This window comes from Massilia sp. FBCC-B171 (genome assembly GCF_059134155.1).
Window position 1 is genome coordinate 2,435,567 of sequence record NZ_CP101443.1, and the last position, 25,983, is coordinate 2,461,549.

At 65.3% G+C, this 25,983-nt stretch carries 23 protein-coding genes; 11 read left to right on the forward strand and 12 right to left on the reverse strand.

Going from position 1 to position 25,983, the window contains the following annotated elements:
• Positions 1–10: 10 nt before the first annotated feature.
• Together NMB41_RS11045 and NMB41_RS11050 are read right to left on the reverse strand one after the other, a co-directional pair.
• On the reverse strand, positions 11–442 hold the full coding sequence (locus tag NMB41_RS11045) for a YeeE/YedE family protein (RefSeq protein WP_494382488.1): 432 nt from the start codon (positions 440–442) through the stop codon (positions 11–13).
• Positions 439–771, reverse strand: coding sequence for an ArsR/SmtB family transcription factor (locus tag NMB41_RS11050; RefSeq protein WP_494382489.1), 333 nt, complete (start codon positions 769–771; stop codon positions 439–441). Before NMB41_RS11050 ends, NMB41_RS11045 begins: the two co-directional genes overlap by 4 nt.
• 102 nt (positions 772–873) lie before the next feature.
• Here NMB41_RS11050 and NMB41_RS11055 point away from each other — a divergent pair, with 102 nt between their 5' ends.
• On the forward strand, positions 874–1,230 hold the full coding sequence (locus NMB41_RS11055; RefSeq protein ID WP_494382490.1) for a protein tyrosine phosphatase family protein: 357 nt from the start codon (positions 874–876) through the stop codon (positions 1,228–1,230).
• Positions 1,231–1,328: 98 nt separating this feature from the next.
• Here the strand turns inward: NMB41_RS11055 and NMB41_RS11060 are convergent, their stop codons facing one another.
• The 5 genes from NMB41_RS11060 to NMB41_RS11080 are packed head-to-tail and all read right to left on the reverse strand — an operon-like array spanning position 1,329 to position 6,783.
• Positions 1,329–2,684 (reverse strand): ATP-binding protein, encoded by a 1,356-nt coding sequence (locus NMB41_RS11060; RefSeq protein ID WP_494382491.1) that lies wholly within the window; start codon positions 2,682–2,684, stop codon positions 1,329–1,331.
• Positions 2,660–3,322 carry a response regulator transcription factor gene (locus NMB41_RS11065; protein ID WP_494382492.1) on the reverse strand — a complete coding sequence of 221 codons (663 nt, stop codon included), beginning with the start codon at positions 3,320–3,322 and terminating at the stop codon, positions 2,660–2,662. Before NMB41_RS11065 ends, NMB41_RS11060 begins: the two co-directional genes overlap by 25 nt.
• On the reverse strand, positions 3,319–4,557 hold the full coding sequence (locus tag NMB41_RS11070) for a YbdK family carboxylate-amine ligase (RefSeq protein ID WP_494382493.1): 1,239 nt from the start codon (positions 4,555–4,557) through the stop codon (positions 3,319–3,321). The genes NMB41_RS11065 and NMB41_RS11070 overlap by 4 nt, the downstream gene beginning before the upstream one ends.
• Positions 4,554–5,762, reverse strand: coding sequence for a cation:proton antiporter domain-containing protein (locus NMB41_RS11075; RefSeq protein WP_494382494.1), 1,209 nt, complete (start codon positions 5,760–5,762; stop codon positions 4,554–4,556). The genes NMB41_RS11070 and NMB41_RS11075 overlap by 4 nt, the downstream gene beginning before the upstream one ends.
• Positions 5,755–6,783 carry a hypothetical protein gene (locus NMB41_RS11080; protein WP_494382495.1) on the reverse strand — a complete coding sequence of 343 codons (1,029 nt, stop codon included), beginning with the start codon at positions 6,781–6,783 and terminating at the stop codon, positions 5,755–5,757. The genes NMB41_RS11075 and NMB41_RS11080 overlap by 8 nt, the downstream gene beginning before the upstream one ends.
• 285 nt (positions 6,784–7,068) lie before the next feature.
• On the opposite strand from NMB41_RS11080, the gene NMB41_RS11085 reads away from it, so the two are divergent.
• Positions 7,069–8,001: a serine hydrolase gene (locus NMB41_RS11085; RefSeq protein WP_494382496.1), complete on the forward strand. Its 933-nt coding sequence runs from the start codon at positions 7,069–7,071 to the stop codon at positions 7,999–8,001.
• 121 nt (positions 8,002–8,122) lie between these two features.
• A complete protein-coding gene (locus tag NMB41_RS11090) occupies positions 8,123–9,259 on the forward strand; it encodes a hypothetical protein (protein ID WP_494382497.1) in 1,137 nt (378 codons plus the stop codon).
• 25 nt (positions 9,260–9,284) lie between these two features.
• On the opposite strand, the gene udk is transcribed toward NMB41_RS11090, so the two are convergent.
• A complete protein-coding gene (gene udk / locus NMB41_RS11095) occupies positions 9,285–9,926 on the reverse strand; it encodes a uridine kinase (protein WP_494382498.1) in 642 nt (213 codons plus the stop codon).
• 152 nt (positions 9,927–10,078) lie between these two features.
• On the opposite strand from udk, the gene NMB41_RS11100 reads away from it, so the two are divergent.
• Positions 10,079–12,208, forward strand: coding sequence for an FUSC family protein (locus NMB41_RS11100; protein WP_494382499.1), 2,130 nt, complete (start codon positions 10,079–10,081; stop codon positions 12,206–12,208).
• 98 nt (positions 12,209–12,306) lie between these two features.
• The gene (locus tag NMB41_RS11105) at positions 12,307–14,508 is read left to right on the forward strand and encodes an OsmC domain/YcaO domain-containing protein (protein ID WP_494382500.1); all 2,202 of its coding nucleotides are present in this window, start codon (positions 12,307–12,309) and stop codon (positions 14,506–14,508) included.
• Here NMB41_RS11105 and NMB41_RS11110 read toward each other — a convergent pair.
• On the reverse strand, positions 14,505–15,998 hold the full coding sequence (locus tag NMB41_RS11110; protein WP_494382501.1) for a right-handed parallel beta-helix repeat-containing protein: 1,494 nt from the start codon (positions 15,996–15,998) through the stop codon (positions 14,505–14,507). The genes NMB41_RS11105 and NMB41_RS11110 overlap by 4 nt on opposite strands.
• A gap of 388 nt (positions 15,999–16,386) precedes the next feature.
• On the opposite strand from NMB41_RS11110, the gene NMB41_RS11115 reads away from it, so the two are divergent.
• From NMB41_RS11115 to NMB41_RS11140, 6 genes are all read left to right on the forward strand, one after another.
• Positions 16,387–16,818: a DUF3592 domain-containing protein gene (locus NMB41_RS11115; RefSeq protein ID WP_494382502.1), complete on the forward strand. Its 432-nt coding sequence runs from the start codon at positions 16,387–16,389 to the stop codon at positions 16,816–16,818.
• A gap of 52 nt (positions 16,819–16,870) precedes the next feature.
• The gene (locus tag NMB41_RS11120; RefSeq protein ID WP_494382503.1) at positions 16,871–17,410 is read left to right on the forward strand and encodes a hypothetical protein; all 540 of its coding nucleotides are present in this window, start codon (positions 16,871–16,873) and stop codon (positions 17,408–17,410) included.
• A 36-nt stretch (positions 17,411–17,446) separates the two neighbouring features.
• Positions 17,447–17,746, forward strand: a complete 300-nt coding sequence (locus NMB41_RS11125) for an antibiotic biosynthesis monooxygenase family protein (protein ID WP_494382504.1) — start codon at positions 17,447–17,449, stop codon at positions 17,744–17,746.
• A 12-nt stretch (positions 17,747–17,758) separates the two neighbouring features.
• Positions 17,759–18,442: an SOS response-associated peptidase gene (locus NMB41_RS11130; RefSeq protein ID WP_494382505.1), complete on the forward strand. Its 684-nt coding sequence runs from the start codon at positions 17,759–17,761 to the stop codon at positions 18,440–18,442.
• Positions 18,443–18,475: 33 nt separating this feature from the next.
• Entirely contained in the window at positions 18,476–19,795 is a 1,320-nt protein-coding gene (locus NMB41_RS11135; protein WP_494382506.1) for a VWA domain-containing protein, read from the forward strand.
• A 74-nt stretch (positions 19,796–19,869) separates the two neighbouring features.
• Positions 19,870–21,315, forward strand: a complete 1,446-nt coding sequence (locus NMB41_RS11140; protein WP_494382507.1) for an NAD-dependent succinate-semialdehyde dehydrogenase — start codon at positions 19,870–19,872, stop codon at positions 21,313–21,315.
• A 33-nt stretch (positions 21,316–21,348) separates the two neighbouring features.
• On the opposite strand, the gene NMB41_RS11145 is transcribed toward NMB41_RS11140, so the two are convergent.
• The 3 genes from NMB41_RS11145 to NMB41_RS11155 all read right to left on the reverse strand — a co-directional run bounded on the left by NMB41_RS11145 (position 21,349) and on the right by NMB41_RS11155 (position 25,977).
• Positions 21,349–22,572 (reverse strand): ISL3 family transposase, encoded by a 1,224-nt coding sequence (locus NMB41_RS11145; protein ID WP_494382825.1) that lies wholly within the window; start codon positions 22,570–22,572, stop codon positions 21,349–21,351.
• 135 nt (positions 22,573–22,707) lie between these two features.
• On the reverse strand, positions 22,708–24,204 hold the full coding sequence (locus tag NMB41_RS11150) for a CitMHS family transporter (protein ID WP_494382508.1): 1,497 nt from the start codon (positions 24,202–24,204) through the stop codon (positions 22,708–22,710).
• A 288-nt stretch (positions 24,205–24,492) separates the two neighbouring features.
• Complete coding sequence (locus tag NMB41_RS11155; protein WP_494382509.1) at positions 24,493–25,977, reverse strand: sensor histidine kinase; 1,485 nt, start codon at positions 25,975–25,977, stop codon at positions 24,493–24,495.
• Between the last annotated feature and the right edge of the window lie 6 nt (positions 25,978–25,983).

Sequence of the window (25,983 nt, forward strand, 5' to 3'; positions counted from 1 at the left end):
GTCGATTCCTTCAGTTGAATACGTGGCGCACGAGATACACCGTCACGAAGCCGGCGAGCATGAACGCGGCCGTCGCCACGAGCGAGCGGGGCGACATGCGCGAAATGCCGCAGACGCCGTGGCCGCTGGTGCAGCCGGCGCCGTAGCGGGTGCCGGCGCCGACCAGCAGGCCGGCGGCGACCAGCGTGCCGGTTCCAGCCTCGACCGTGACAGCAGGCAGCGCCGCGAACAGGCCATACACGACGGGCGCCGCCAGCAGGCCGGCCAGGAAGGCCACGCGCCAGCCGGCGTCGCCGCGTTGGGGGCGCAGCAAGCCGCCGAGGATGCCGCTGATGCCGGCGATCCTGCCGTTGAAGAGGATGAAGGCGGCGGCGGCCAGCCCGATGAGCACGCCGCCGGCAAGCGCTGCCTGCGGCGTGAAATTGACCCAGTCGATCGTCATGTCGTTTTCCCTTTGCCTGGCTGGCAGAACAATTCATAAAGAACCTGCATGATCGCGGTGGCTTCCGCACTCTCGATCTTGTAATGAATCTGCTTGCCCTCGCGCCGGGTGCTGACCAGGCCCTCTTCGCGCAATACCCCAAGCTGCTGGGACAAGGTCGGCTGCTGGATTTGCAGCAGGGTTTCGAGTTCGCTGACGCAAAATTCGCCCTGCGTCAGCTGGCACAGCAAGAGCAGCCGGTCGGGATTGCCAAGCACCTTCAGCATGCCGCAGGCGCGTGCCGCGGCAGTTTGCATGGCCTGGAGGTCGAATTTCTGTCCATCGCTCATCGGGAATCCTTCCTGGGTTTCGTTATGCACGAAGATAGTATATGCAAACACAGTATATAATTCAATATATTGTTTTCGTATTTTTTTTCACCAGGAGATCCCATGAGCGTTCGCTACCTTGATCAAGATTTTGCGGTTTCCGCGCAAGTTGCCCCGGACGCCGTGTCCGAACTGTGTAGTGCAGGCTTTGCGGCCATCATCTGCAACCGGCCCGACAGCGAGGGCGACGGCCAGCCCGCGTTCGCTGCGGTTGCCGGGCAAGCACGGGCGTGTGGCGTGGAGGCGCACTACCTGCCGGTCGTACCGGGAGAAATCACCGTACGCGACGTCGAGGCCTTCGCCGCGCTGTTTGCCGCGGCGCCCAATCCAGTTCTGGCTTACTGCCGAACGGGACTTCGCGCCGAGACGCTCTGGCAGCTATCGGCCGGGCTGCGGGACGGGGCGAGGGTGGAAGCGTGACCGCGGGATTGCCGTAGCGCCCAGGACTGGCTTGCCTGAGCGAAGCAAAGAATGGCCCCCGTCCGGGATGGGTATGCGGGAGCCGGCCATGCCGCTTGTCAGCGCGGCGCCAGCCGTGCGGAAAACGCGACGCGCACACGCAGGCCCGGCGTGCCGTCGGGTTTCGGGCTCAGCGAAATGCTTGCCCCGATCTGGTTGGCGATCGACGCCGTGATCGCCAGGCCCAGGCCGGAGCCCGTCTCGCCATTGCCGAGGACCCGGTAGAACGGATCGAACACGCGCTCACGCTCTTCCGGCGGGATGCCCGCGCCCGTATCGTCGATGCACAGGACGGCGCGGCCGCCGCATTCCTCGACGCCGATATCGACCCGTCCGCCTTCGGGCGTGTAGCGGATCGCGTTGTCGACCAGGTTCTTGATGAGGATCCGGATATCCACCGGGCGCCCGGTAACCTGTGGATCGGCATCGCCCACCACGCCCAGGTCGATCGCCTTGGCTTCGGCCAGCGGCACCAGGTCCTCGAGGCATTCCTGGATCGCCTTTTTCAGGGGCACCTGCGTCAACTGGTCGAACCCGGGCTCCTGGGTGCGCGCCAGGGTAAGCAACTGGTCGAGCAGGACGCGGGTGCGCGACAGGCCCGCCGACAGTGCTCCCAGCCGTGCGCGCGCTTCGCCCGGCATGTCGCTCGCCGCCAGCCTCTCGGCCTGCAGCGACATGGCGGTCATGGGCGAGCGCAGCTCATGCGCGGCATCGGCGATGAAGCGCCGTTGCCCCGCCAGCGCGCGCACCGTGCGGGCGATCAGCTTGTTGATCTCGGCGACGAAAGGCCAGACTTCCGACGGCAGCGCGGCCCGGTCGAGCTCGCCAAGGTCGTGTTCGCGGCGCGCCCCCAGCTGCGCCGCAAGGCGCTGCAGGGGCTGGAACATGGCGCGCACCAGCAGCATCACCATCAGTACCAGGACAGCCCCAAGGAACAGGATCGGCATGACCGTGCGCCAGGCGTTCGCGCGCGCCGCGGCGTCGCGCACCGCGGTTTGCTGCGCGACCGCGACGCGCACGCCTTTGGCGTTGGTGCGCACGAACACGCGCCAGGTCTCGCTGCCGATGCGCACCGTCTGCAGGCCGTCGGGCAAGGCCGTGGCAAAGCGGGGCGGCCGTTCCGGCTGGGCCAGGATGGCGCCCGGCGCGTCGATGAAGCGCACCACCAGCCGGGCGTTGAAGCCTGCGTCGCCCACCTGTTCGCGCGCCATCGGCGAGGTGGGAACGGCATCGAGCCGGCTGATCAGGTAGCCGACCTGGCGCAGCTGGGTGTCCTGCCCGCGGTGCGCGTCCTCGGTCGCCGCACGGTAGGAGAACAAGCCGGCAATGGCGGCGCCGCTCAGGATCGCCGTTGAAATCCACAGCGAAAGCCGGAAGCGCAGCGATGCGGTCAGCGGCCCTTCGCGACCATCCATCCGACCCCCCGCACGTTCTTGATGATGTCGCTGCCCAGCTTCTTGCGCAGCGAATGGATCAGGAATTCGATCGCATTGCTCTCGACTTCTTCGTTCCAGCCGTAGACGCGGTGTTCGAGTTCGGAACGGCTCAGGATGGCGCCGGGGCGCACCAGCAGGGCCTGCAGGAGCGGGAACTCGCGCGCCGTCAGGCGCACCGCCGCCGCGCCGACCCGTGCCTCGTGGGTGGCCGGATCGAGTTCGACGATGCCGTTGCCCAGCACCGTGCTGGTCGTTCCCTCCTTGCGCCGCGTGAGCGCGCGCATCCGGGCCAGCAGCTCGGTCATCGCGAACGGCTTCACCAGGTAGTCGTCGGCGCCGCTGTCGAGCCCCGCCACGCGGTCTTCCGTCGCCTCGCGCGCCGTCAGCACCAGTACCGGCACGTCGTTGCGCGCCCTGCGGATCGTCTGGAGTACCGCCATGCCGTCGATGTGGGGCAGGTTCAGGTCGAGCAGCACCAGTTCGTACTCCAGGGTCAGCAGGGCCGTGAGCGCGGCCTCGCCGTCGCGCACCCAGTCGGCCGCGTAGCTGGCGTCGCGCAGCGCATGCTGCACCACGCTGCCGATCATCGGATCGTCTTCCACCAGCAGCACTCTCATTGCCTGCCTCCGCGCGCATGCGTGTGCGCCGCCATGCCGCCAGGCGCCAGCGGGTGCTCGAAAATCTCGCTTGCCACCCGCGCCAGGTCGTTCATGCCGGCACCGGCGGCCATGTGGCCGCTCAGCCAGCCGGCTTGCCCGCCATTGCCGAGCAGCTCCTCGATCAGCAGGCAGGCCGCGGGAAAATCAGGGTCGTCCGAACGTGCGCTCAGCCGGGCCAGGTCGCCGCGCACCACGCGTTCGATCGGGTGCTCCCTGCGCGTGCAAGGGTCGATCCAGTTGCCCTGTACTCCTTCCTTGGCCGCGTTGAAGCGGTTCCAGTTGTACAGTTCGCGCGCGCTTGCGCCCGGCCAGACACCGGGCTGGTCCGCCATCTCGATGCACAGCTCGCGCGCGTAGCAGGCCAGGGCCGCCGCGTGCGCCGGGTGCAGCGGGGTATCGAGCACTCTCAATTCGATCGTCCCGTACTCGGGTTTGGGACGGACGTCCCAATAAAAATCCTTGATGCTGTTGACGATGCCATGCTGTGCCAGGCGGTCGAAGTGCTCGGAAAATTCCTGCCAGCTGCGCAGGTCCGGCGGCATGATGCCGCTCATCGGGAACGCCCCCACCACGTTGCTGCGGGCGCTGCAGAATCCCGAGTCCTCTCCCTGCCAGCAGGGCGAGTTGGCCGACAGGGCGATGAACAGGGGCGCGCGCTGGGTCAGCCAGGCGCCGATGCGCACGGCCTCGTCGGCGCTCGCCATCCCGATGTGGACGTGCATGCCGAATACGGTGAACAGCTTGGCCAGATAGCCGTACTTCCTGGCCGACTCGCGGTAGCGGTCCTTCGGATAGATGCGCTGCTCGTTCCATTTCTGGAACGGATGGGCGCCGCCGCCCGAAATCGCCGCCCCGACCGCGAAGGCGGCCCGCTGCACGGTGGCGCGAATCTCCTCCAGCTGGTCCGCGGCCTCGCGGTAGCTGCCCAGTACGGAGGTCGCGACCTCGAGCATCGACGTGGTGATCTCGGGTGTCGCCACCCAGGCCTTCTCCTGCTGGTCGAGCAGGAGCAGGATGTCCGGCGCCGCCGGCAGCAGGTCGTAGGTGAGGCGGTCGAGGACCATCAGCTCCAGTTCGATCCCCATGCTGCCGAGCTGCGAACTGGCAAACGGCGGCAGGAATGCCGGGCCGGCGCCGGCGACGGCGCGGGCCTGCGCGGCCGCGCTGTCGAGCTCCGTGATCGTCTCTGTCATAGTTCGCTTCCTTTATGTGTTTCGCCGGCAAAGTGCAATCCGGCCCAGGTTATCGCCGGGGCCACCAGCACGTTGAGCGCCAGCAGCGCGCCCATCACGTTGGTGGCAGTGATGCTCAGGTAGGCGGCGTTGGAAATCGAGCTGTCGACGACCAGGGTGCTGAAGCTTACCAGCGAGCAGGCCGACAGCGCGATCGCGTGCTTCTTGCGTGCGCTCCATGCGTATCCGGGGACCAGCGCGAGGCGCGTCATGGCGATCCGCATGGCGAACAGCAGCACCGCCATCAGCAGGACCGGCCAGTGCAGCACCTGTTCCACCTGGACCAGTGCGGCGGCGGTCATGAACAGCAGCGCGTAGCCGATGTCCTGCACGGTCTTGAGCTGTGCCTGGAACACGTTCTCGCGCTTCTCTGCATTGCGCAGCAATAAACCCATCAGCAGCAGCGAAAGCAGGGCGCTCGAGGAGGTCACCGAGCACAGGCCGAGGTCGAGCATCAGTGTCGCGAGCAGGATCCCGGGCCGTACGCCGGCCTGCGCCCGCGAGACGCTCGACGCCAGCTTGTAGACGCCGTAGCAGAGCAGCGCGATGGCGGCGCCCAGCAGCAGCTTGCCGCCCTGGAGCGCGAGCTGGTCGGCAAAAGGTGGCTCGTCGGTGACGCCATGGCTGCGCAGCCAGGACAGCGAGACCGACAGGGCCAGCAGCGCCACCAGATGGCTCAGGCCGACGGCATTGGCGGCGGCATAGGTTGCGACACCAGTGGCATTGTGGTCCGATACCATCGAGGTGAACACCACGGGATTGATGGCAATCAGGATCGACGCGATAAAGGCCGCTTCGCTCCATGCCAGGCCGAACGGAACCAGCAGGGCCACGGCACAGGCGCCGCGCAGCACGCAGCCGAGCAAGAGCGAGAGGCCCTGTTCGCGGCTGCGCCAGAGCCAGGCCAGATCCATTTTGCGGCCGGCCTCGAACAGTACCAGGGCCGACGCTGCGTTGAGCAACTCCTGGAAATGGGTGAGCAGGGCCGTGTCGACCAGGCCGAATCCGCTCACGCCCAGGATCAGCCCGGCGGCGACCGCGCCGTACAGGCGGGGCACCCCGCGCCGCTGCAGCAGCACGCCGAATATCTGCGCCAGCAGCAGGCCGGTGCCGATGATGGCCAGCGGCGAAAACAGGAACAGGGGGAGGCTGGACAGGTCACTCATACGCGGCCGCCCACTGCACGGCGATCGCCTCGAGCTCGCGCTCGACGGCCTGTCTTGCCTGCCACAAGGCCGCCGCATTGTCCTGCCCTGGCCGCAGCCGGGTACTCATCCGCAGGCGAACCGTCGCCCCATCGTTCTTGGAGGGCATCCACAACTGGCCGTTCAGGGATGCGCCCTCGACCCAGGTGGCGAGGAACTTGGCACCGCTGGGCAGGTTTGCGGGCATGTCGAGCATCTTGAAAGGCGTCAGCCATTTGGCATCCGGATACTGCCTGCTCAGTTGCAGGTGCATCGCGGCGCGCTGTTCGAGCCGGCTGTCGTTGGGACTGTAGGACAAGGGCAGCCTGGCCTGGCCCGGCAGCGGATTGCCGACCGTAAGGCACAGGCCGGCCGTTTCCAGGGTCAGGCCTGCGGGGCCCAGTTCGCCCGGCCGCGCGCCGAGCACGCGGCGAAACACCGGCTGCGCCGGCGATGGATCGGGCTTGACGGCGGCGGCCGGCTGCTGCTGCCGGGCGGCAGACTCGGCCAGCAGCGTCCAGCGCTGCTCCTGCCAGCGCCGGGTAGCAGGACGCGGATTCGGGTTCCAGTGCCATTCGGTGGCATGCCATTGGCCGCCGTCGCGTGCGATCTGGACCAGGCGTTCTTCGCCGCCCACGGCAAAGCGCAGGGTTTGCGCGCCCCAGCGCCTGTCCCAGACGCTGCGCGGCGCGGCCGGCGGCAAGCCCCGCTGGACCCAATTCCACCAGCGTGCCTGTTTGCTGATGCATGACGAGGGCGCGCCCTCGTCCCAGCTCCAGCTGGTTTTGCGCAAGCGGTTTTGCCAGGCACATTCGGCCTTGCCGTTCGGCCAGGCAGCGCTGCGCTGCGCAGCGGCAGGCTCGCGGCAGGTCCATGGCCTCTGCTGTGCCAGTGAACGGAAATCGTCGAGGAAGTCAGGATTCGGGGTGGCGCCATGCCGGGAGGCCGCCGCCAGGGCAGGGGCCGGCGCGCAGGCTGCCGACAATATGAGGGCGGCAGGCATCAGGCCCCGGGTCCAGTAAAGGGTTCGGTTTTTCAATTTGCACGCCCAGAAGTTAAGCGCATACAGAGGACTGTTAAGCACGGGAAATTGAATGTTATGGAGGAACACTTAGCGAACACTTAGCGATTCCGTTGGCAAGGCGCAGCCAGGCAGCGCTTGCTGCCGGGGTCAAATGTTTCCGGGCGCTAATGGTTCGCTAAGTCTGCGCTTCTACGATGGCTGAAATCGCAGTCGATCGACGGCGTGCTTACTCCGAGGCTGCCCGCGCGCGCCCGATTCGATAACATGACCAAATTTGCTTTCATTCTTTTCGTGCTGGGCTTGCTGGCTGGCTCCGCATCGTCCGTACAGGCAGGCAGTGCGCAGGGACCGACGGCAACGAAGGCGCAGGCGCAGGCGGCGCAAAAGCAGCGGCCTGCGAAGGCAGCCAGGCATCGCCGCTCCACCACCGGCTACGCCGCCCGTCTCGGGGCGCTCAGGTCGCATGCCGTGCTGATCCTCGATCCGGCGACGGGAAAGGTGCTGTACCAAAAGAACGCCCATGCGGCACTGCCGATTGCTTCGCTGACCAAGCTGATGACGGCTCTGGTGGTGCTCGAAGCGCGGCAGGACATGCTGCAGCCGCTGTCGATCACCAGCGCGGACGTCGATCGCCTGAAATATTCGTCATCGCGGCTGCGTGTCGGGACCCGTCTGTCCCGCTCGGCCATGCTGCACCTTGCCCTGATGAGTTCCGAAAACCGGGCGGCAGCGGCCCTGGGACGCAGTTATCCCGGCGGAACCCGGAAGTTTGTCGCTGCAATGAACGCGAAGGCACGCGCGCTCGGCATGCGCAGCACGCGCTATTCGGAGCCAACCGGGTTGTCGAGCGCGAACGTCTCCAGCCCGGCGGACCTGGCGAAGCTGGTGGTTGCCGTCGAAAAGCACGCGCTGATCAGGCGCTACTCCACGGACCGGCATTTCTCGATCAGGCAAGGCCGGCACCAGACTGTTTACCGCAATACCAATCGCCTCACCGCCAATCCGAGCTGGCAGATCCGCCTGCAAAAGACAGGCTACATCTCGGAGGCCGGCCGCTGCATGGTCCTGCATGCGAAGGTCAAGGGCAGGGCGACGGTGATGGTGTTCCTCGACGCGCAGGGAAAGTACGCGCGCGCGGCCGATGCGAACAGCGTCCGTGCCTGGCTGTCGAGGTTTGCAGCATGGGCACGGCGATGAGCGTGCGGATAAACGGGCGTCAATGCATGCTTGCTCACAACTTCTTACAAACAACGCGAGCCGGATGTTAAAAAAGCGCTAAGCTCTATCTTCGGAACCGAGAAGTGGTTAGTAGAAGATCATGAAGACGCAATTGCTTGAAGACATTGGCCAGAGCGCTGCCTTGTCCCCAGCGCCTGCCAAGCCAGTCGAAAATGCGAAAGCAGGGACCTTGACGCAAGTTCCTGCCACAGCGGGAAAGGCGGCGCCTGCCAGGCCCCGGACAGCCACGGGCGTGTGGCGGCTTGCCGCTGCCGAGAAAATGCCGGCGCCGGCAACGCAGTCGGAGGAACCGGCGCCGGTTGCCTTGGACCAGGTCTTCGAAGAAATCGCCGCCCTCGAGGCGAATTTTGTTCGTCCAAGGCAGCAGCCAACACCTGTCATCGCACAGGTCGAGCCCGAGCCCGCGCCCGAGGTGCAGGCCGCCCCGGCCCAGCCTCCGCATGCGCCCGCCGTCCTCCCGGCCGAGGACAGGACTGCCCCGAATCCGGCCCGCATCGCGGCTGTGCCGCAAGACCCTTTGTTCGATTTCACCGAGCCGCTGCCGGCACAGCAGGAATCCAATCCGTTTACGCCAGCCCCAACCGTGCTTGCACGGCACGGTAAACGCTACGTCCTTGGGGCAGCGGGCCTGCTGTCAGTTGCGCTGCTCGTCTTCGGAGGCCGGTGGCTGTACCAGGAGCGAAACGATGCCGGATCGATGGCACGCATCGCAGCGCAAGCGCGGGTGGCTACGCCAGCGAATGGACAAGCGATTGCAGAAAAGGCGTCCCTGCCGGCGCCCGGCGCTGAGGTGCGCGCGCAAGCCGACGCTTCCACCAGCAGTCCCGTGCCGCCCCTCGTGATGCTGGAACGCGATCCGCCTGCCGCCATCAAGCCTGAACCAGCGCTTCCATCCGTGGAGGAGGCGCCGCCAGTGGCGCGCAAGCCCAAGCGCACCGTGGAAAAGAAGACCGCTTCGACGCGGCCGAAGCCGATCATTCGAAAGGCGGACGAGCTCGTCCGTACGGCAGCGCGGCCAGCGCAGGAACGGCCGAAACGCGAGCCGGTTCGTCAGTTTGCACGCGCAACCGCCATCCCGGTCGACAGCCCGGCGGCGCCGGACACCTCCATGGCCGCTTTGCTGAGGGCATGCAGGGCACATGGCTATCACGCAACCCAATGCATCAAGCGTGAGTGCAGCGTGACCGCTTACGGCTTCGCTTGCCGCGGGCGGTGACAGGCAATCGAGCAGGCGCTTGGGATCAAACCCGCTTCAACTGCCCGATCACGCTCGCCACCTTGGTCGTAATCACATCGACCGCTGGCCCATTCGCACCGTGCGGCAAAATGACATCGGCATTGCGCTTGGTCGGCTCGATGAACTGCTTGTGCATCGGCCGCACCGTTTCCAGGTACTGGTTGACGATGCTCTCGGTCGAACGGCCGCGTTCGGCAATATCGCGCTGCATGCGGCGGATGAAGCGCACGTCCGGGGCGGTGTCCACAAAAATCTTCAGCGACATCATGTCGCACAGGGCCGCGTCATACAGGGCGAACAGGCCTTCGATCACGATGACCGGGGCCGGTTTGACGGGAATGGTCTTGTTGGAGCGGTTGTCGATCGTGAAGTCGTACTCCGGCATCTCGATCGCTTCGCCATTGCGCAAGGCCTGGACGTGCTGGACGAGCAGCGGCCAGTCGAAGGCCTGTGGATGGTCGTAGTTCTGCCGGCGCCGCACTTCCGGGGTGAGGTCGGACTGGTCGCGGTAGTAATCGTCCTGCATCACGACCGAGACCATGTCGGCGCCGAAGGAGGCCAGCACTTGCTGGGTCACTGTCGATTTGCCGCTGCCGCTGCCGCCGGCGACACCAATGACAAAAGGTTGGAAAGAAATGTCGTTCATCCCCGCATGATACCGGAGCGGCGGGCGAACCGACAGGGGCCGGTTGATCCGGCACGCGCCGCCGCATGGGCACGCTTTGCGCACCTTGTTTTATAATTAAGTCAATATTCCCTCAGCATTGACTCATCCAGGAAAGCGAGCGACCCACCCCCATGCACTATGCCCTCGCGCCCCGCACCTTCCTCTTCAGCCATTATTTCAACACCGGCCTGCGCATCGCCACCGGCATCATCGGCCTGACCTTCATCGCCTACCTGCTCGCCGACCTGCCCACCGCGGTCGCCGTCGCCATGGGCGCGCTGTGCACCAGCCTGATGGACATGCCCAGTCCCTTGCGCCACAAGTTCAACGAGATGCTGGCCGGCGTGCTGCTGTGCTCGGTCGTGGCCCTGGTCGTCAGCCTGAGTTCGCAAGTCGAGTGGCTCTTGCTGAGCGTGATCGTGCTGGTCTCCTTCCTGGCCAGCATGATGGTGGTCTACGGCAGGAAGGCGATGCCGCTGCAGTTCGCGGCGCTGTTCGTGATGATGCTGGCGAGCGAGGCGCCCAGCACGCCGCTGCAGGCGCTGGAGCATGGCGTACTGTTCTTCCTGGGAGGCGCCGGCTACATGGCCTATGCCATGGTCGTCGTGTGGAAATTGCAGCGCCGTCTCAAGCAGCAGGTGCTGGCCGAAGCGCTGTACGAGCTGGCCGTGTACACCAGCATCAAGGCGGGCTGCTACGACCTGGCCACCAGCCTGCCTGCGCAGATGGAAAAGCTGGTGCGCGAGCAGAGCGTACTGGCCGAGCGCCAGCAGGCCTCGCGCGACCTGATCCTGCGCGGCAAACCAACGCCTGACGAAGCAATCCTGGTGCAGGTGCACTACGCCATGTTCGACCTGTATGAAATGGTGCTGTCGACCGACACCGACTACGGCGTGCTGCGCGAACATTTTGCCGCGGGCAGCACCTTGCCGCTGCTGGGCGACCTGATCGGCAAGGCTGCGCGCGACATCGAGGCGGTCGCGTATGCGATGACGCGCGACCAGCCCTCGCGCTCAACGGTCGATTACGGTGACGATCTGCGCGCGCTCGAGGCCCTGCAGCGCGCGCTCCCCATGAGCGAGGACAAGGACCTTGACGCGCAGGCCGCGCTGCGCGCCACGGCCAACAAGATCGGCGACGTGATCGCCATGATCGGGCGGCTGCACGCTGCCAGCCAGGTCTCCCACGGCGTGCTGCCGATGGTGCCGCAAGCGGACATGACGCCTTTCCTCACCCAGCAGCGCTACAGCATCGGCCTGCTGCTGGACAACCTGCGCTGGAGTTCCCCGGTGTTTCGCTTCGCGTTGCGGGTGGCGATGGCCATTTCCGTCGGCCTCGTCACGAGCCGCTGGCTGCCCTATGTCTCGCATGGCTATTGGACCGCGCTGACGATCGCCGTGATCCTGAAGCCGAGCTTCAGCCTGACCCGCCAGCGCCGCGCCGACCGCCTGGTCGGCACGCTGATCGGCTGCATGATCACCGCCGTGATCCTGCATTTCGTGCACACGCCCGCGATATTGATCGGTTTCATGTTCGTCGCAACCGTCGCGGCCTCGAGCTTCCTGTCCATCAAATACCGCTACACGGCGGTCGCCGCCAGCGTGCAGGCGCTCTTGCTGATCGGCCTGACGGTGCCGCAGGGCGGCAGCGGCATCACCGAGCGCCTGCTCGACACGCTGCTCGGCACCCTGATCGCCACCTTCTTCAGCTATGTATTGCCGAGCTGGGAGTACCACAACCTGCCGCGGCTGGTGGATGGGGTGCTGGACGCCAGCCGTAAATACATCGATGCCGCCGCCGATTTGCTGTTGAAGCGAACGAGCGACGATGTCCAGTTTCGCGTCAGCCGCAAGCGCTTCATGGACAGTCTCGCAACGCTCAGCGCGGCGCTCGGGCGCATGCTCGACGAGCCGGCCGCGAAGCAGCGTGCGCCAAGCGAGCTGAACCGCTTCACCGTACAGAACTACCTGCTGATGGCCCACCTGGCGGCGCTGCGCCTGCTCCTGCAGCGTTACGAGGAGAAGCTGCCGGCCGCCGAGGTCGAGGCTGCACTCGAACGCATGTTCGCCGAGGTCAGGGCCAGCCTCGACGCGGCGCCCCAGACTGCGCCGGCGCCGGCGCCGGCGCAGGAAAAGACCACCTGGATCGCCGAGTGGCCCGGCTGGGCGCCCCTGCAGCGCCGGCTGCGGCTGCTGCAACAGGACGCGGCGCAACTGGCATTGAGCCGTGCCGCCATCGGGGATGTTCTCGGCCAGAAATGAAGCCCCGTGCGGCACGCCGCAGGTTTGCATAGGAGCTCGGGCGGAAACGACGGATAATGTCGGATTATTCGTCTTCAGCACCGCTCCGGAATTCTCCTATGGAAATCAAAGTCAACTTCCTCGACAAACTGCGGCTCGAAGCCAAGTTTGACGACTTCACCGTCATCGCCGACCAGCCGATCCGCTACAAGGGCGACGGCTCCGCGCCCGGCCCCTTCGATTATTTCCTGGCCTCGTCGGCCCTGTGCGCGGCCTATTTCGTCAAGCTGTATTGCAATACCCGGAATATCCCGACCGAAAACATCCGCCTGTCGCAGAATAATATCGTCGACCCGGAAAACCGCTACGCCCAGATTTTTAAAATTCAGGTCGAGCTGCCGGCCGATATTTCCGATAAAGACCGCCAGGGCATCCTGCGTTCGATCGAGCGCTGCACCGTCAAGAAAGTCGTGCAGGAAGGGCCGCAATTCGTCATCGAAGAAGTCGCGAACCTGGACGCCGATGCGCAGGCGCTGCTGACCCTGCAGCCCGATTCAACTGCCGCCACCTATATCGTCGGCAAGGATTTGCCGCTCGAGCAGACCATCGCGAATATGTCGGCCCAGCTGGCGGCCCTCGGCATCAAGATCGAAATCGCGTCCTGGCGCAATATCGTGCCGAACGTGTGGTCCTTGCACATCCGCGACGCCCATTCGCCGATGTGTTTCACCAATGGCAAGGGCGCGACCAAGGAAAGCGCATTGGCTTCGGCCCTGGGCGAATATATCGAGCGCCTGAACAACAACCACTTCTATGCCGGCGCCTTCTGGGGCGACGACATCGCCCGCGCCGACTTTGTCCATTATCCGAACGAGCGCTGGTTCCAGCCCGGCCCCGACGATGCGGTACCGGGCGAGATTCTCGACGAGTACTGCCTCGGCATTTACGATCCCGACGGTGAACTGCGCGGCTCGCACCTGGTCGACACCAATTCCGGCAACGCCGCGCGCGGCATCGTTTCGCTGCCTTATGTGCGCCATTCGGACGGCGAAACCGTGTATTTCCCGTCCAACCTGATCGAAAACCTGTATGCCAGCAATGGCATGAGCGCAGGGAACACCCTGGCCGAAGCGCAGGTGCAATGCCTGTCCGAGATTTTCGAGCGGGCGGTCAAGCGCGAAATCCTGGAAGGCGAAATGGCCTTGCCGGACGTACCGCAAGAAGTGCTGGCGAAATACCCCGGCATCCTGGCCGGCATCCAGGGCCTGGAAGAGCAGGGCTTCCCGGTGCTGGTGAAGGATGCCTCGCTGGGCGGGACTTATCCGGTCATGTGCGTCACCCTGATGAATCCGCGCACCGGCGGCGTCTTTGCTTCCTTCGGCGCGCACCCGAGTTTCGAAGTGGCGCTGGAACGCAGCCTGACGGAATTGCTGCAGGGACGCAGTTTCGAGGGCCTGAACGATTTGCCGCAGCCGACCTTTGCCAGCGAAGCCGTCACCGAGCCGTATAACTTCGTCGAGCACTTCATCGATTCCAGCGGCGTGGTGTCGTGGCGCTTCTTCAGCGCCAAGGCGGATTTCGATTTCGTCGAGTGGGATTTTTCGGCCGAGGGAAAAGACTCGAATGTCGAAGAAGCCGCGACCCTGCTCGGCATTTTGGAAAGCATGGGCAAAGAGGTCTACACGGCCGTGTACGACCAGCTGGGCGCCGTCGCCTGCCGCATTCTCGTGCCCGGTTATTCGGAAATTTATCCGGTCGAAGACCTGGTCTGGGATAACACGAACAAGTCGCTGCTGTTCCGCGAAGACATCCTGAACCTGCATCGCCTGGACGACGAGCAGCTCGAAGCCCTGCTCGAGCGCCTGGAAAACAGCGAGCTCGACGAGTACGCCGACATCGCCAGCCTGATTGGCGTGGAATTCGACGACAACACCGACTGGGGCCAATTGACTGTGCTCGAGTTGCGCCTCCTGATCAACCTCGCCCTGAACGAATACGAGGCGGCGCATGAACTGGTGGGCGCCTTCCTGCAGTACAACGACAATACGGTCGAGCGCAAACTCTTCTACCAGGCCATGAACGTGGTGCTGGACGTGCTGCTCGACGGCGAGCTGGAACTGGACGATTACGTGTTCAATTTCCGCCGCATGTATGGCGACGCCCGCATGGACGCCGTGCTGGGCTCGGTGGACGGCAGCGTGCGCTTCTTCGGCTTGACGCCGACCAGCATGCAGCTGGAAGGCCTCGACCGCCACCACCGCCTGATCGACAGCTACAAGAAGCTGCACAAGGCGCGGGCGAAGGCGGCTGCAGCGAGCTAGGCTTCCTGCAGCACCTCGGCCGCGGGCAGCCCGGCCACCGGCGCGGGTGTGCCCCAGTACATATTGTTCAGCACCACGACATTGGACGAGGTGCTGTCGACGTGCACGCCGCCGCGCGTGGGGCCCGCGAAGATGTTGGTCGTAATGAGGGTGCGGCTTCCGTAAATATAGGCGAGCTGGATGTGTGCGTAGAACGGACTGGCCGCGTTGCCCCCACTGCGCCGGTTCAGGACGGCACGCGTGCAATTCGAGTCCAGGATATTGCTGGCGATCGTATGTCCGCCCGTGTCCGGTATGCTGCCGGGCGCGCCGCCTCCGTATAGCTGGATCCCGTTGCCCTCGTTGTTGGCGACGCGGTTCCCGTACACGGAGCAGCGCAGGACGCCGTCGTCCAGCCCGATTCCCACGCCTTCGGAACCGTTGTCCAGCGGGCCGCCGTAGTTGTAGTTGAACCTGCAGGTATTGTTCCGGATCGTATGGTCCGACACCGCGCCCGGCCCGGCGGCTGACGACAGCTCGATGCCGCGCCCGTAATAATTCGGACTCGCGGCGCCGCCGTTGGTGTTACAGGTGTTGCCCTCAATGATGAAGGACTTTGCAAAGCCGGTGACGTGAATCCCGAAATTCATGTTGGTACTGCACTCGTTGCTGCTCACGCGGTTGCCGTTTCCGCTGCTGAGGAAGATGCCGCTCAGCATTCCGGTGACGCGGTTGCGATCGAGACGCGCCTCACGGCCGTTGACGAGATAGATGCCGATCGTATTGCGGTTGGCGTTGTAGGTCACGCCAGGCGGCGGAGAGATCCGGTTGCCCTGGATGAGCAGCCTGGTAAACGCGGCGGCGCTGGTATAGGTCTCGCAGCGGATGCCGTGCGATGCGGGCGAGCCGCCGCCCCGATGCAGCACGGTGTTGCCGAGTATCCTGATGTTGTCGATGTTCGTACTGCCGGCCACGAGGATGCCGTGGTTCGCATAGGCGGGACTGCAACTCACGGCGTCCACCGTGCAGCCTGTCATCGTCACCTCGTTTTTTTCGAAGACATAGACCCCGGCGCAGTTCGAGCTGAGCGTGATGTTCTCGAAGTTGCAGCCATTGCCCAGCCAGATGATGGCGACGTCGCTCGCTTCCGGCAAGGCCGGGTTGCGGATGTCGAGATTGCGATAGGTAACGAAATCGCACTCCTGGCCAAAGACGGCAATCGACCCGCCTGCCTGTGGTGTGACGGGACTGCCGGGAAGCAGGATGACCGGCTTGGGCCGCGATGGATCGTCCGAGCCATCGCTGCGATACCAGGCGCCGATGGTGATGCGGGCCAGCCGCGTGCCGCCGGCCGTCAGCCGGAACATGCCTGCATAGGTGGTGCCGCGCTTTTGCAGGTAGGTGTTGCCGGGAGACCAGGTAACGCTGAGCCAGAATTTGAACGGATTGGCGAGCGAACCGTTACCGGGACCGGGACCGGCAGCGCTGGGGTCGATGTAGAAGGTGGCCATGATGTCTTGCCTGTCGTATCGGAAAATGACCTGGCCTGCGCGCCGCCGGTCCGGGTGGCAGGAGGATGAAAGAGGGGAGACCGGCGCTAACAGCTTAGCCAGATCGTCAGCAGAGTCTGTTATGGGGTATCAAGCGCCGCTTGACCCTGTTGGCGCGGGCGTGCCCAGTCACTGGCAGATATCGGGCTTGTTGTACATCGGATGGCGTTGTTCATGATATATTGAAAAAGTTTTCAGAAAGCAACTATAAAAAAGACCACACCCAGGGGAGTTTCCCCATGGTTGCCGCCGAAGACCATGCGCTGACCGGTCGTCTTCGAAAAAGAAAGCTTCTGATGCATCATCTCGCCCCGCACTTGGCCCGTAAGAACTTGATCGAAAAGCCCTGATGGAAACGGTCTTCCTTGTCATCGGTAGCGCGCTTGCACTGGTGTTCATCGTCGTCGGCGTGAGCGCCCTGCGGCGGGGGGCCGCGTCCAGGCACTGGCGCCAGGTACCCGGCACGGTGAACGAGGTGGCGATCGAACGGCACCTCAAGACCGGCGGCGCCGACCGTTTCTCGGCCCGGGTCGACTACAAGTTCGTGTTCGAGGGCAGTAGGCGGCGCGCCAGCCAGGGCTTCGGCCGCACCACCATCGACCGCGACGAGGCGGTCTCCTACGGGCGGCCGTATACGGCCGGACAGGCAGTCGACGTGTTCGTCGATCCGGCCGATCCCCGCAGAAGCACGCTGACCCCCGGCCTGAACTACGGACATCTGGTCACGGTGGCGTTCGGCGCGGTCATGCTGGTGTTCTTCCTGAGCCGCCTGGCAGCCTGAGACCGGGCGAGAGTGATAAACTCTCGCCCTGACCATCGACGTTTCAATAGCCATGACCACCAAAAAACAGCCTCCAGCGGGCAAACCAGAAGGCACGCCTGCGGGCCGCCCCGAGAATCCCTTCATCGACGGCGGCTTCTACGACCGCGTGCGCGACTACACCGAGCGCGACGCCACCTTCTCGAAAGAGCTGAAGGCGATCGGCGACCGCGGCGCGGGCAAGGCGAGCACCGACGCCCGCTTTGCGCCATCGCTGGAACTGCTGCGCGGTGTGGTCAAGAAGGGCGTGTCGCTGAACGACATGCTCGAACGTATCGTGTCGGGCGCCGATTCCGGCCTGTGGGAACCCTGGCTGGCCGCCTACGGCATCGAACTGCGCGGCGTCAGCTACGGCAAGACCGGCCCCCGCAACGCCCGCCTGGCGCTCGACATGAGCCTGAACGCCAAGGCCAATCCGCTGTTCGCCAACGCCGGCGTGCGCAACTGGCGCAGCCTGGTCGCGGAAGACTGCGCCCAGCTGCAGGTGGAAAAGCCGACGGTGGAGACGGCGGCCAAGGCCTATGCGATTTTCTTCCTGGACGCGGCCGAATAAGACCGCGGTACCTCTGACCATATAAAAGGAGCGGCGATGGTGCTCGAGAGTGCGGAACTGTTGATCAAGCCCGGCATGGAAGCCGAATTCGAGGCAGGGGTGCGCCAGGCCACGCCGCTGTTCCGGCGTGCGCGCGGCTGTTCCGGCATGCGCCTGGAACGCGGCATCGAAAACCCGCTCGCCTACCGCCTGCTGGTGCGCTGGGCGACGGTCGAGGACCATAACGTCCACTTCCGCGGCAGCGAGGATTTCCAGGAGTGGCGCCGCCTGGTGGGGCACTGCTTCGACGGCGCGCCGAACGTCAGCCACCTCGAGAGCGTGTTCGAAGGCTTCTGATCAGGCCCGCGCATGTGCGTCAACTACCATCCTCCCACGCCCGGGCAATTCGGCAGCCTCGGCGCCTTCACGGATCTTCCGGCTGATTGGCGCTGGCCGGAGGAAACCTGGAAGGATTACCTCGCCCCGATCGTGCGCGCAGGTAGTGGCGGCCGGCCGCAAGCCTGCCTTGCCAGTTACGGCATGGTCCCGCGGCGCCAGATTCCGCCCGAAATAAAACCCTTCGACACGATGAACGCGCGCGCCGAGTCGCTTGGCGAACGGCGCTCCTTCGCCCCCGCCTGGCGCCGCCTGCAGCTGTGCGCCGTGCCCATGGCCTGGTTCTACGAACCCTGTTACGAAACCGGCCGCGCCGTGCGCCATGCGATCGGCATGGCCGACGAATCGCTGTTCTTTGTCGCCGGCCTCTGGCGCGCCTGGCCGGATGTGGACGGTTCTGTCCAGTTCTCGTTCACCCAGATCACCATCAACGCAGACGAACACCCCCTGATGCGGCGCATGCACAAGCCGGACGACGAGAAGCGTTCCCTCGTGATCCTGCCGCACGAGGATGTGGGCGACTGGCTCGCCTGCAAGGACCTTGAGGTGGCGCGCAGCTTCCTGCGTCATTATCCGGCGGACGGCATGCGCGACTGGCCGGCGCCTGCCGCATCGCGCAAGGTCGTGGAAGTATCGCCGAACCTGGAGCTGTTCTGATCGTTCGACCTGTCCTGACCACCTGGAGAATGCATGAAGCAACTGTCTAGAGGAGAAAGGCTGCCGCTGGCGGCACATGCGCCGGATGGCGTCCTGCAGGCCGGCTTGTCCGCGCGCGGACTGGGGCTCGACTTTGCCTGTTTCGCGCTCGATGCGCAGGGCAAGCTGTTCGACGAGCGCTACATGACCTTCTTCAACCAGAGCGCCAGTCCCTGCGGCGGCGTGCGGGCAGCAGGGGCGGGCGCGGACAAGGATGGCTTCAGCTTCGACCTGAACCGCCTGCCGGGCGGCGTGGAGCGCGTCGTAATCACGGCCAGCATCGACGGCGCCGGCCGCATGTCGCAGCTCGAGTCGGGCCATGTGCGCCTGCTTGGGCGCGACGCCGAGTTCGCGCGCTTCGAGTTCGGCGGTTGCGACTTCAGCGCCGAACAGGCCGTGATGCTGGGAGAGCTGTACCGCAAGGACGGGCAGTGGCGCTTCATGGCCGTCGGCCAGGGTTTCAATGGCGGGCTGGCCGCCCTGGTCGCGCATTTCGGCGCCGATGTCGCGGCGGACGCCCCGGCGCCTGCCGCAACGACCACACCCGCCATCAGCCTGGAAAAGCGCGTCGAGCAGGCTGCGCCGCAGCTGGTCAACCTGGTCAAGTCGGCCGGCGTCTCCCTGGCCAAGGTGGGACTGGACAAGCACCGCGCCAAGGTCTGCCTGGTGCTCGACATCTCCGGCTCCATGAGTGCGCTGTACAAGAAAGGCCAGGTACAGGCCTTCGCCGAACGCATCCTGGCGCTGGGCTGCCGCTTCGACGACGACGGCGAGATCGACGTCTTCCTGTTCGGCCGCAACGTCCACCGCGACGAGCCGATGGACTTGCATAACTTCGGGCGCTACGTCGGCCAGATGATCGAGCGCCACCCGCTCGAAGGCGACACCCGCTACGGCGCGGCGATGCAGGCGGTGCGCCGCCATTATTTTCCCGACGCCGGCGGCGGCGAGCGCAGCACGCCCTGCAAGGCGGCCGTTCCGGTGTACGTGATGTTCGTCACCGACGGCAGTACCTCGGACCAGCCACTGACCGAGCGCCAGCTGCGCTGGGCCAGCCGCGAGCCGATCTTCTGGCAGTTCATGGGGATCGGCAAAGGCAAGAAATCGAAGAACAAGCGCCTCGCCAACTTCGCCGATTCCGACTTCCCCTTCCTGGAAAAGCTCGACGAACTCGATGGCCGCCTGATCGACAATGCCGACTTCTTCGCCGTCGCCAGTCCCGACGAACATTCCGACGCCGAACTGTACGACCTCCTGATGACCGAATACCCGGGCTGGCTGAAACTGGCGAAGCAGCACGCTTTGCTGCCCTGAGATCGCCCCTGCCAGCACGGCGGGTGCGTAACGGTTATCATATTCATCTCATTTGACAGAGGACCCCACCCGCCATGACGACGTCCAGCTACCCAGATACCCGCCTCCTGATCGCCAACGAATGGCTTGACGCCACTGGCGGCAAGACGATCCCCGTGCTGAATCCGGCCACCGGCCAGCCGATCGGCAACGTTGCCCACGCCAGCATCGCCGACCTGGACCGTGCGCTGGCCGCCGCCCAGAAGGGTTTTGAAACCTGGCGCGCCGTCTCCGCGGCCGAACGTGCCGCCACCATGCGCCGTGCGGCCCAGCTGCTGCGCGAGCGCGCCGGCGACATCGCGCGCCTGCTGACGCAAGAGCAGGGTAAACCCCTGGCCGAAGCCAAGGGCGAGATCCTGGCCGGCGCCGACATCATCGACTGGTTCGCCTTCGAAGGCATGCGCGTGTATGGCCGCATCGTCCCGTCGCGCAATCCGGCCGCGCAGCAGCTGGTGCTGAAGGAACCGGTCGGTCCGGTCGCCGCTTTCACGCCGTGGAACTTCCCGATCAACCAGATCGTGCGCAAACTCGCCGCCGCACTGGCGACCGGCTGCTCCTTCCTGTGCAAGGCGCCCGAAGAGACCCCGGCCTCGCCGGCCGCATTGCTGCAGTGTTTTGTCGACGCCGGCCTGCCGCCGGGCGTGGTCGGCCTGGTGTTCGGCGATCCGGCCGAAATCTCCAGCTACCTGATTCCGCATCCGGTCATCCGCAAGGTCACCTTCACCGGCTCGACCCCGGTTGGTAAACAGCTGGCAGCCCTGGCCGGCGCGCACATGAAGCGCGTCACGATGGAGCTGGGCGGCCACGCACCGGTGATCATCGCCGAGGATGCGGACGTCGCGCTGGCAGTGAAAGCCGCCGGCGGCGCCAAGTTCCGCAATGCCGGCCAGGTCTGCATTTCGCCGACCCGCTTCCTGGTGCACAACGCGATCAAGGACGAATTCACCGCCGCTTTCGTCCAGCATGCCGAACGCCTGAAACTGGGCGATGGCCTGCTTGAGGGCACGACGCTGGGGCCGCTGGCCAATGCACGCCGCGTCACCGCGCTGTCGAAAGTGATCGAGGATGCGCAGGCACGCGGCGCGACGCTGGCCACCGGCGGCAAGCGCATCGGCGAGACGGGCAACTTCTTCGCGCCGACGATCCTGGCGGACGTGCCGCTCGACGCGAGCGTGTTCAACGACGAGCCTTTCGGCCCGGTCGCCGCGATCCGCGGTTTCGACAGCCTGGAAGACGCGATTCAAGAGGCCAACCGCCTGCCGTACGGACTGGCCGGCTATGCCTTCACGCGCTCGATCAAGAACGCGCAGATGCTGATGAACCGGATGGAAGTGGGCATGGTCTGGATCAATCAGCCGGCCACGCCGAGCGCCGAGATGCCCTTCGGCGGCATCAAGGATTCGGGCTATGGTTCCGAAGGCGGACCGGAAGCGATGGAGGCTTACCTGAACACCAAGTCGGTGTCGATGGTCGGCGTCTGAGTCGAGCCGGACGAAACAAGAAAAGCCCCTGAGTCAGGGGCTTTTTTTAGGTTCATCACGGATTTCCGGGAAACGCGGCGTGATCTTGAGGAAGAAGAAGTCGCTATCCCGGTAGCCGTAGGCCATCCGTTTCATTACTTTGATACGGTTGTTGATGCCTTCGAGCTGGCCGGTATGCATCGGCCAGCGCAGCCGTGCTGCGATGCCTCGCCAGTAAGGCTTGAGCTTTGCTGCAAACTTTCTGAGCGGTTCGATTCCGCTGTCGCGCGCCATCTTGAGCCAGTTGCGCCAGGCGAGAAGCCACCGCCAGCCGCCCGATGTCTGCCAGAGTTCCTTGAGTGCTGTCTTCATCACGTACACCGTCATTAAGGCCTGGTTGGCGGCAAGCAGCTCGTCCAGATTAGCCTGCTGGGCTGGCGGGACGTTTTCCCGGTTGCGCAGCAAAAGCCAACGAGAGCGCTTGACGACTTTGCGCTGAGGGCGGTCGTCGCGCAGGCGGTTTGCCTCGTCGACCCGTACCCGGTCGATCACCTCACGGCCGTACTTGGCAATGACGTGAAACAGATCGTAGACCACGCGCGCCTTCGGGCATTGCTGCTGTACTTCCAGGTCAAAAGCGGTATTCATGTCCATTGCGACGGCTTCGATGTTGGCGCAGCGGTCGGGGCCGAGCCATTCGAAGAACGGACGGATGGCCTCGCGGCTGCGGCCCTCGCCGACCCACAGTACCCGCCGGCTGTCCGCATCGAGCACGACAGTGGCGTAACGATGCCCCTTGAACAGCGCGAATTCATCCATGACAAGCCGCGTTGGCTGCGCTGCGGGCAAAGCAGCCAGTTCACGTTCGAGCTTGGCACGCTCGATAGTGCGCACCGTCTCCCAGTGCAGCTGCGCCAGTTTGCACACGTGGGCAACTGGAAGCTTCTCGCACCACAAGCCGACAAACTCGGCCAGGGAGCGGGTCACCCGGGCATGGCGATCGAGCCACGCCACGCGCTCGACCCTGGTGCCGCATGTGCTGCATTTCAGACGACGCAGTGGCACCCGCAGCCGTACCGGCTTACCCTGCATCGGCAGCTCTCGGATGATGCGCGTCGCGCCATCGTGCACCTGGTAGCAATGCACGCCGCACCCGCCACAGACCATCGCTGCGCTCGCATCCCGCCGCAGCGTAATCCACACGACATCGTCCTTCACATCCAATTTGGTAGCGGTAAAGCCTTCCCAGAACGGGAGGCTGAGACTATGATCTGGCATGAGAGCGGTAGGTTGAGTTGGTTGGGTTTGGTCGCACAAACACAATAACTCTTCCTTACCGCTCTCTTGCGTTTACAACACGGTCATCCCGGAAATCCGTGATGAACCTTTTTTTATGGGCTCGTGCAGGGGAGGCTAGGCACCGCCGACCAGGGGAATCACGCCGAAGACGACTGCGGCTGCGAGCATCACCAGCGCGGCCGTGATCGACCAGAGCAGGGTATAGCGCTGGTGGTCGCCGAATTCGACTTCCGACAGGCCGACCAGCAGATAGGTCGACGCCACCAAAGGGCTGAGCAGGTGGACCGGCTGGCCGATGATCGCGGCGCGGCCGATTTCGGCGGCGCTGATGCCGTACACGGCGGCCGCTTTGGCCAGGATCGGCACGATGCCGAAGTAAAAAGCGTCGTTCGAAATGAAGAAGGTGAAGGGGATGCTGAGTACGCCCGTGACGATGGCCAGGTAAGGACCCATCCATTCCGGCACGCCGGCAATCACGCTGTTGGCGATCGCATCGACCATCTTGGTGCCTTGCAGGATGCCGACAAAAATGCCGGCGGCGAAAATCAGCGACACGACCGGCAGCACGTTGGCCGCATGCGAGGCGATGCGCTCCTTTTGCTCCTGCAGGCCGGGATAGTTGATCATGATGGCGATCGCGAAGAAGATCATGAACAGCACCGGCAGCGGCAGGGCGCCCGTGATCAGGAGGCCCATCAGGGCGGCGGTGAGGAGGAAGTTCACCCAGATCAGCCTGGGACGCGCGATGCTCGCGTCGAGGCTCGGCAGGTCCGGTCCGGCGCCGCCGTCGAAGCTGGCGGCCGAACCGGTGATGGCGGCGGACGCAGCGCCGCGGCTCCCCGGCAGTGCATGCACATTGTTTTCCCGGCCTGCGGCGGCATAGGGCGCGGCGATCTGGCCGGTGGTGCCGTCCATCTTGGCCGCGACGGCGAAGTCGGCGTAGGCAGGCTGCTGCGCCGCGGCTTTCTGGGCCTTGGCTTGCGGCGCCAGCGTGACCGTGCCGATCCGCTTGCGCTCCTTCATGCCCAGCATGTAGGCGACGAACAGCACCCAGACCGAGGTGACGGCCATCGGCAGGATCATCGGCACGAAGATGTCGCTGACCTCGACGCCCAGGGCGCTGGCGGCGCGCGCCGTCGGGCCGCCCCAGGGCAGGATGTTGAAGACGCCGCCGGCCAGCATGATCACGCAGGCCAGGATCAGGCGGCTCATGCCGAGGCGTTTATACAGCGGCAGCATGGCCGACACCGTGATCATGTAGGTGGTGGCGCCGTCGCCGTCGAGCGAGACGAACATCGCCAGCACCGCGGTGCCGACCACGATTTTCATCGGGTCGCCGCCGACGACTTTCAGGATCTTGCGCACCACCGGGTCGAACAGGCCGGCGTCGATCATGATGCCGAAATAGAGGATGGCGAACATCAGCATGACGCCGGTCGGCGCCAGGCTCTTGATCCCGGCGAGCATCATGGGGCCCAGTTCGGCGCCGAAGCCGCCGATCAAGCCGAAAGCGATCGGCACGACGATCAGCGCCACCAGCGCCGGCAGGCGCTTGGTCATGATCAGGAACATGAATACGACGACCATCGAATAGGCCAGGGCGGTCAACATTGTCGTTCTCCTGACAGGTGCTCGACCTGTCTGCATCGGGGCCCGTGAGGCCCGTCGTTGGTTGGTGCGAATGCGCGTGGATTGCCAGGCCAGGCCCGCGCCATGCGGAACCGGGCGCGAAACGGCTCAGGCCAGCGCGGTCAACGAAACCAGTGGACGGTGAGGGAACGGCCGGGGGAGTGCGGCGCCGCAAGGGCGCGCGGGGGCAGGGTGCTGCATGGTGTCTCCGGCTGTTGTCATCGTGATGCTGCTTTGTTTGCATCGACTATAGGCGCGCCAGCCTTTCAATCAGCTTTCAGTGCGTGCGGGACGCGGCGCCTCGTGCGGGAACAGCACGCTCACTTTCAGGCCACCGCTTCCCTCGGCCGCGCCCAGGGAGAGGGTGGCGCCGTGCAGCTGGGCGATGTCGCGCACGATCGCCAGCCCGAGGCCGGTGCCGCCCGGATTGGCGTCCATCGTCGCCTGGGCGCGATAAAACGGAGTCAGCACCTTGTCGTAGTCGGCCGGATCGACTCCGGGGCCGCTGTCGAGTACTTCGAGCAGCACGCCCGGCGCCTGGCGGGCGACGCGCAGCAGCACGCTGCCGCCGGGCGGGGTGTAGCGGATCGCGTTGTCGGCCAGGTTCGAGACCAGCTCGTGCAGCAGCAGGGCCTGGCCATTGACGACGGTGTCCTCGCCGTCCGCCGCTTCCAGGGCCAGGTCGATCCCTTTCTGCACCGCCGGCAGGGCCAGCTCCAGCCCGACCTGTCCGGCGATTTGGGCCAGCGAAACCGGCCCCGTGTCGCCGCTGCCGCTGCCATGCTCGATCCGCGCCAGCATCAGCAGGCGGTTGGCCAGGTGGATGGCCGAATCGGTGGTGCCGGCGATCGCCCCGACAATCGCGCGCATGGCGGCGGGGTCGTTTTCGCGCAGGGCCAGTTCGGCCTGGGTCTTGAGCACCGCCAGCGGGGTGCGCAACTGGTGCGAAGCGTCGGCGATGAAGCGGCGCTGGCTGGCGATCAGGTGCTGCAGGCGCGCCATGGTGCCGTTCATCGCCGCCACCAGCGGGCGCACTTCCTTGTGCACCAGGGCTTCGTCGATGTTCGACAGGTCGGACAAGGCGCGCGTCTCGACCTCGTTCTTCAGTCGCATGAGCGGGCGCAGCACGAGGCGCACCGCGAACCACACCAGGCTGGCCACCGCCAGCACCAGCAAGGCCTGGCGCAGCAGCGTATTGACGAGGATGCGGCGGGAGAGAGCGCGGCGCGCGTCGAGTGTTTCGCCGACCTGGATCAGGGCGATGCCGCGCATCGAATCGTCGTAGACCGGCTGCAGCAGGGCCGCGATGCGCACCCGCTCGCCGTTGTAGTCGGCGTGGTAGAAGCGCACCAGGGCCGGATACAGGTCGCTGCGCGGCACGTCCTTCGGCACTGCCGGCAAGTCGCCATAGCCGGACACGGTTTCGCCGCGCAAGCCGGTCACTTTGTAGTAGATCCGCCCCAGGGTGTCGGTCTCGAAGCTGTCGAGGGCGACATAGGGCACGTCGGCCGCCACCTTGCCGTCCTTGACCGAGACCCGTTCGGCCAGCGCGCGCGTGGAGGACAGCAGCGAGCGGTCGTAGGCGACGTCGGCCGCCTCCAGCGCATCGCGGTAGAGCGAGACCGCGTTCAGGCCGACCAGCAGTATCAGCGGCAGGATCAGCCAGCGCAGCAGCTCGCCGCGCAGGCTGCCGAGCGGCTTGGCGCCGGCTGCCATGGCGCCGGCGCGGCGCCGCAGGAAAGCAGGGAGGGCCATGGGATG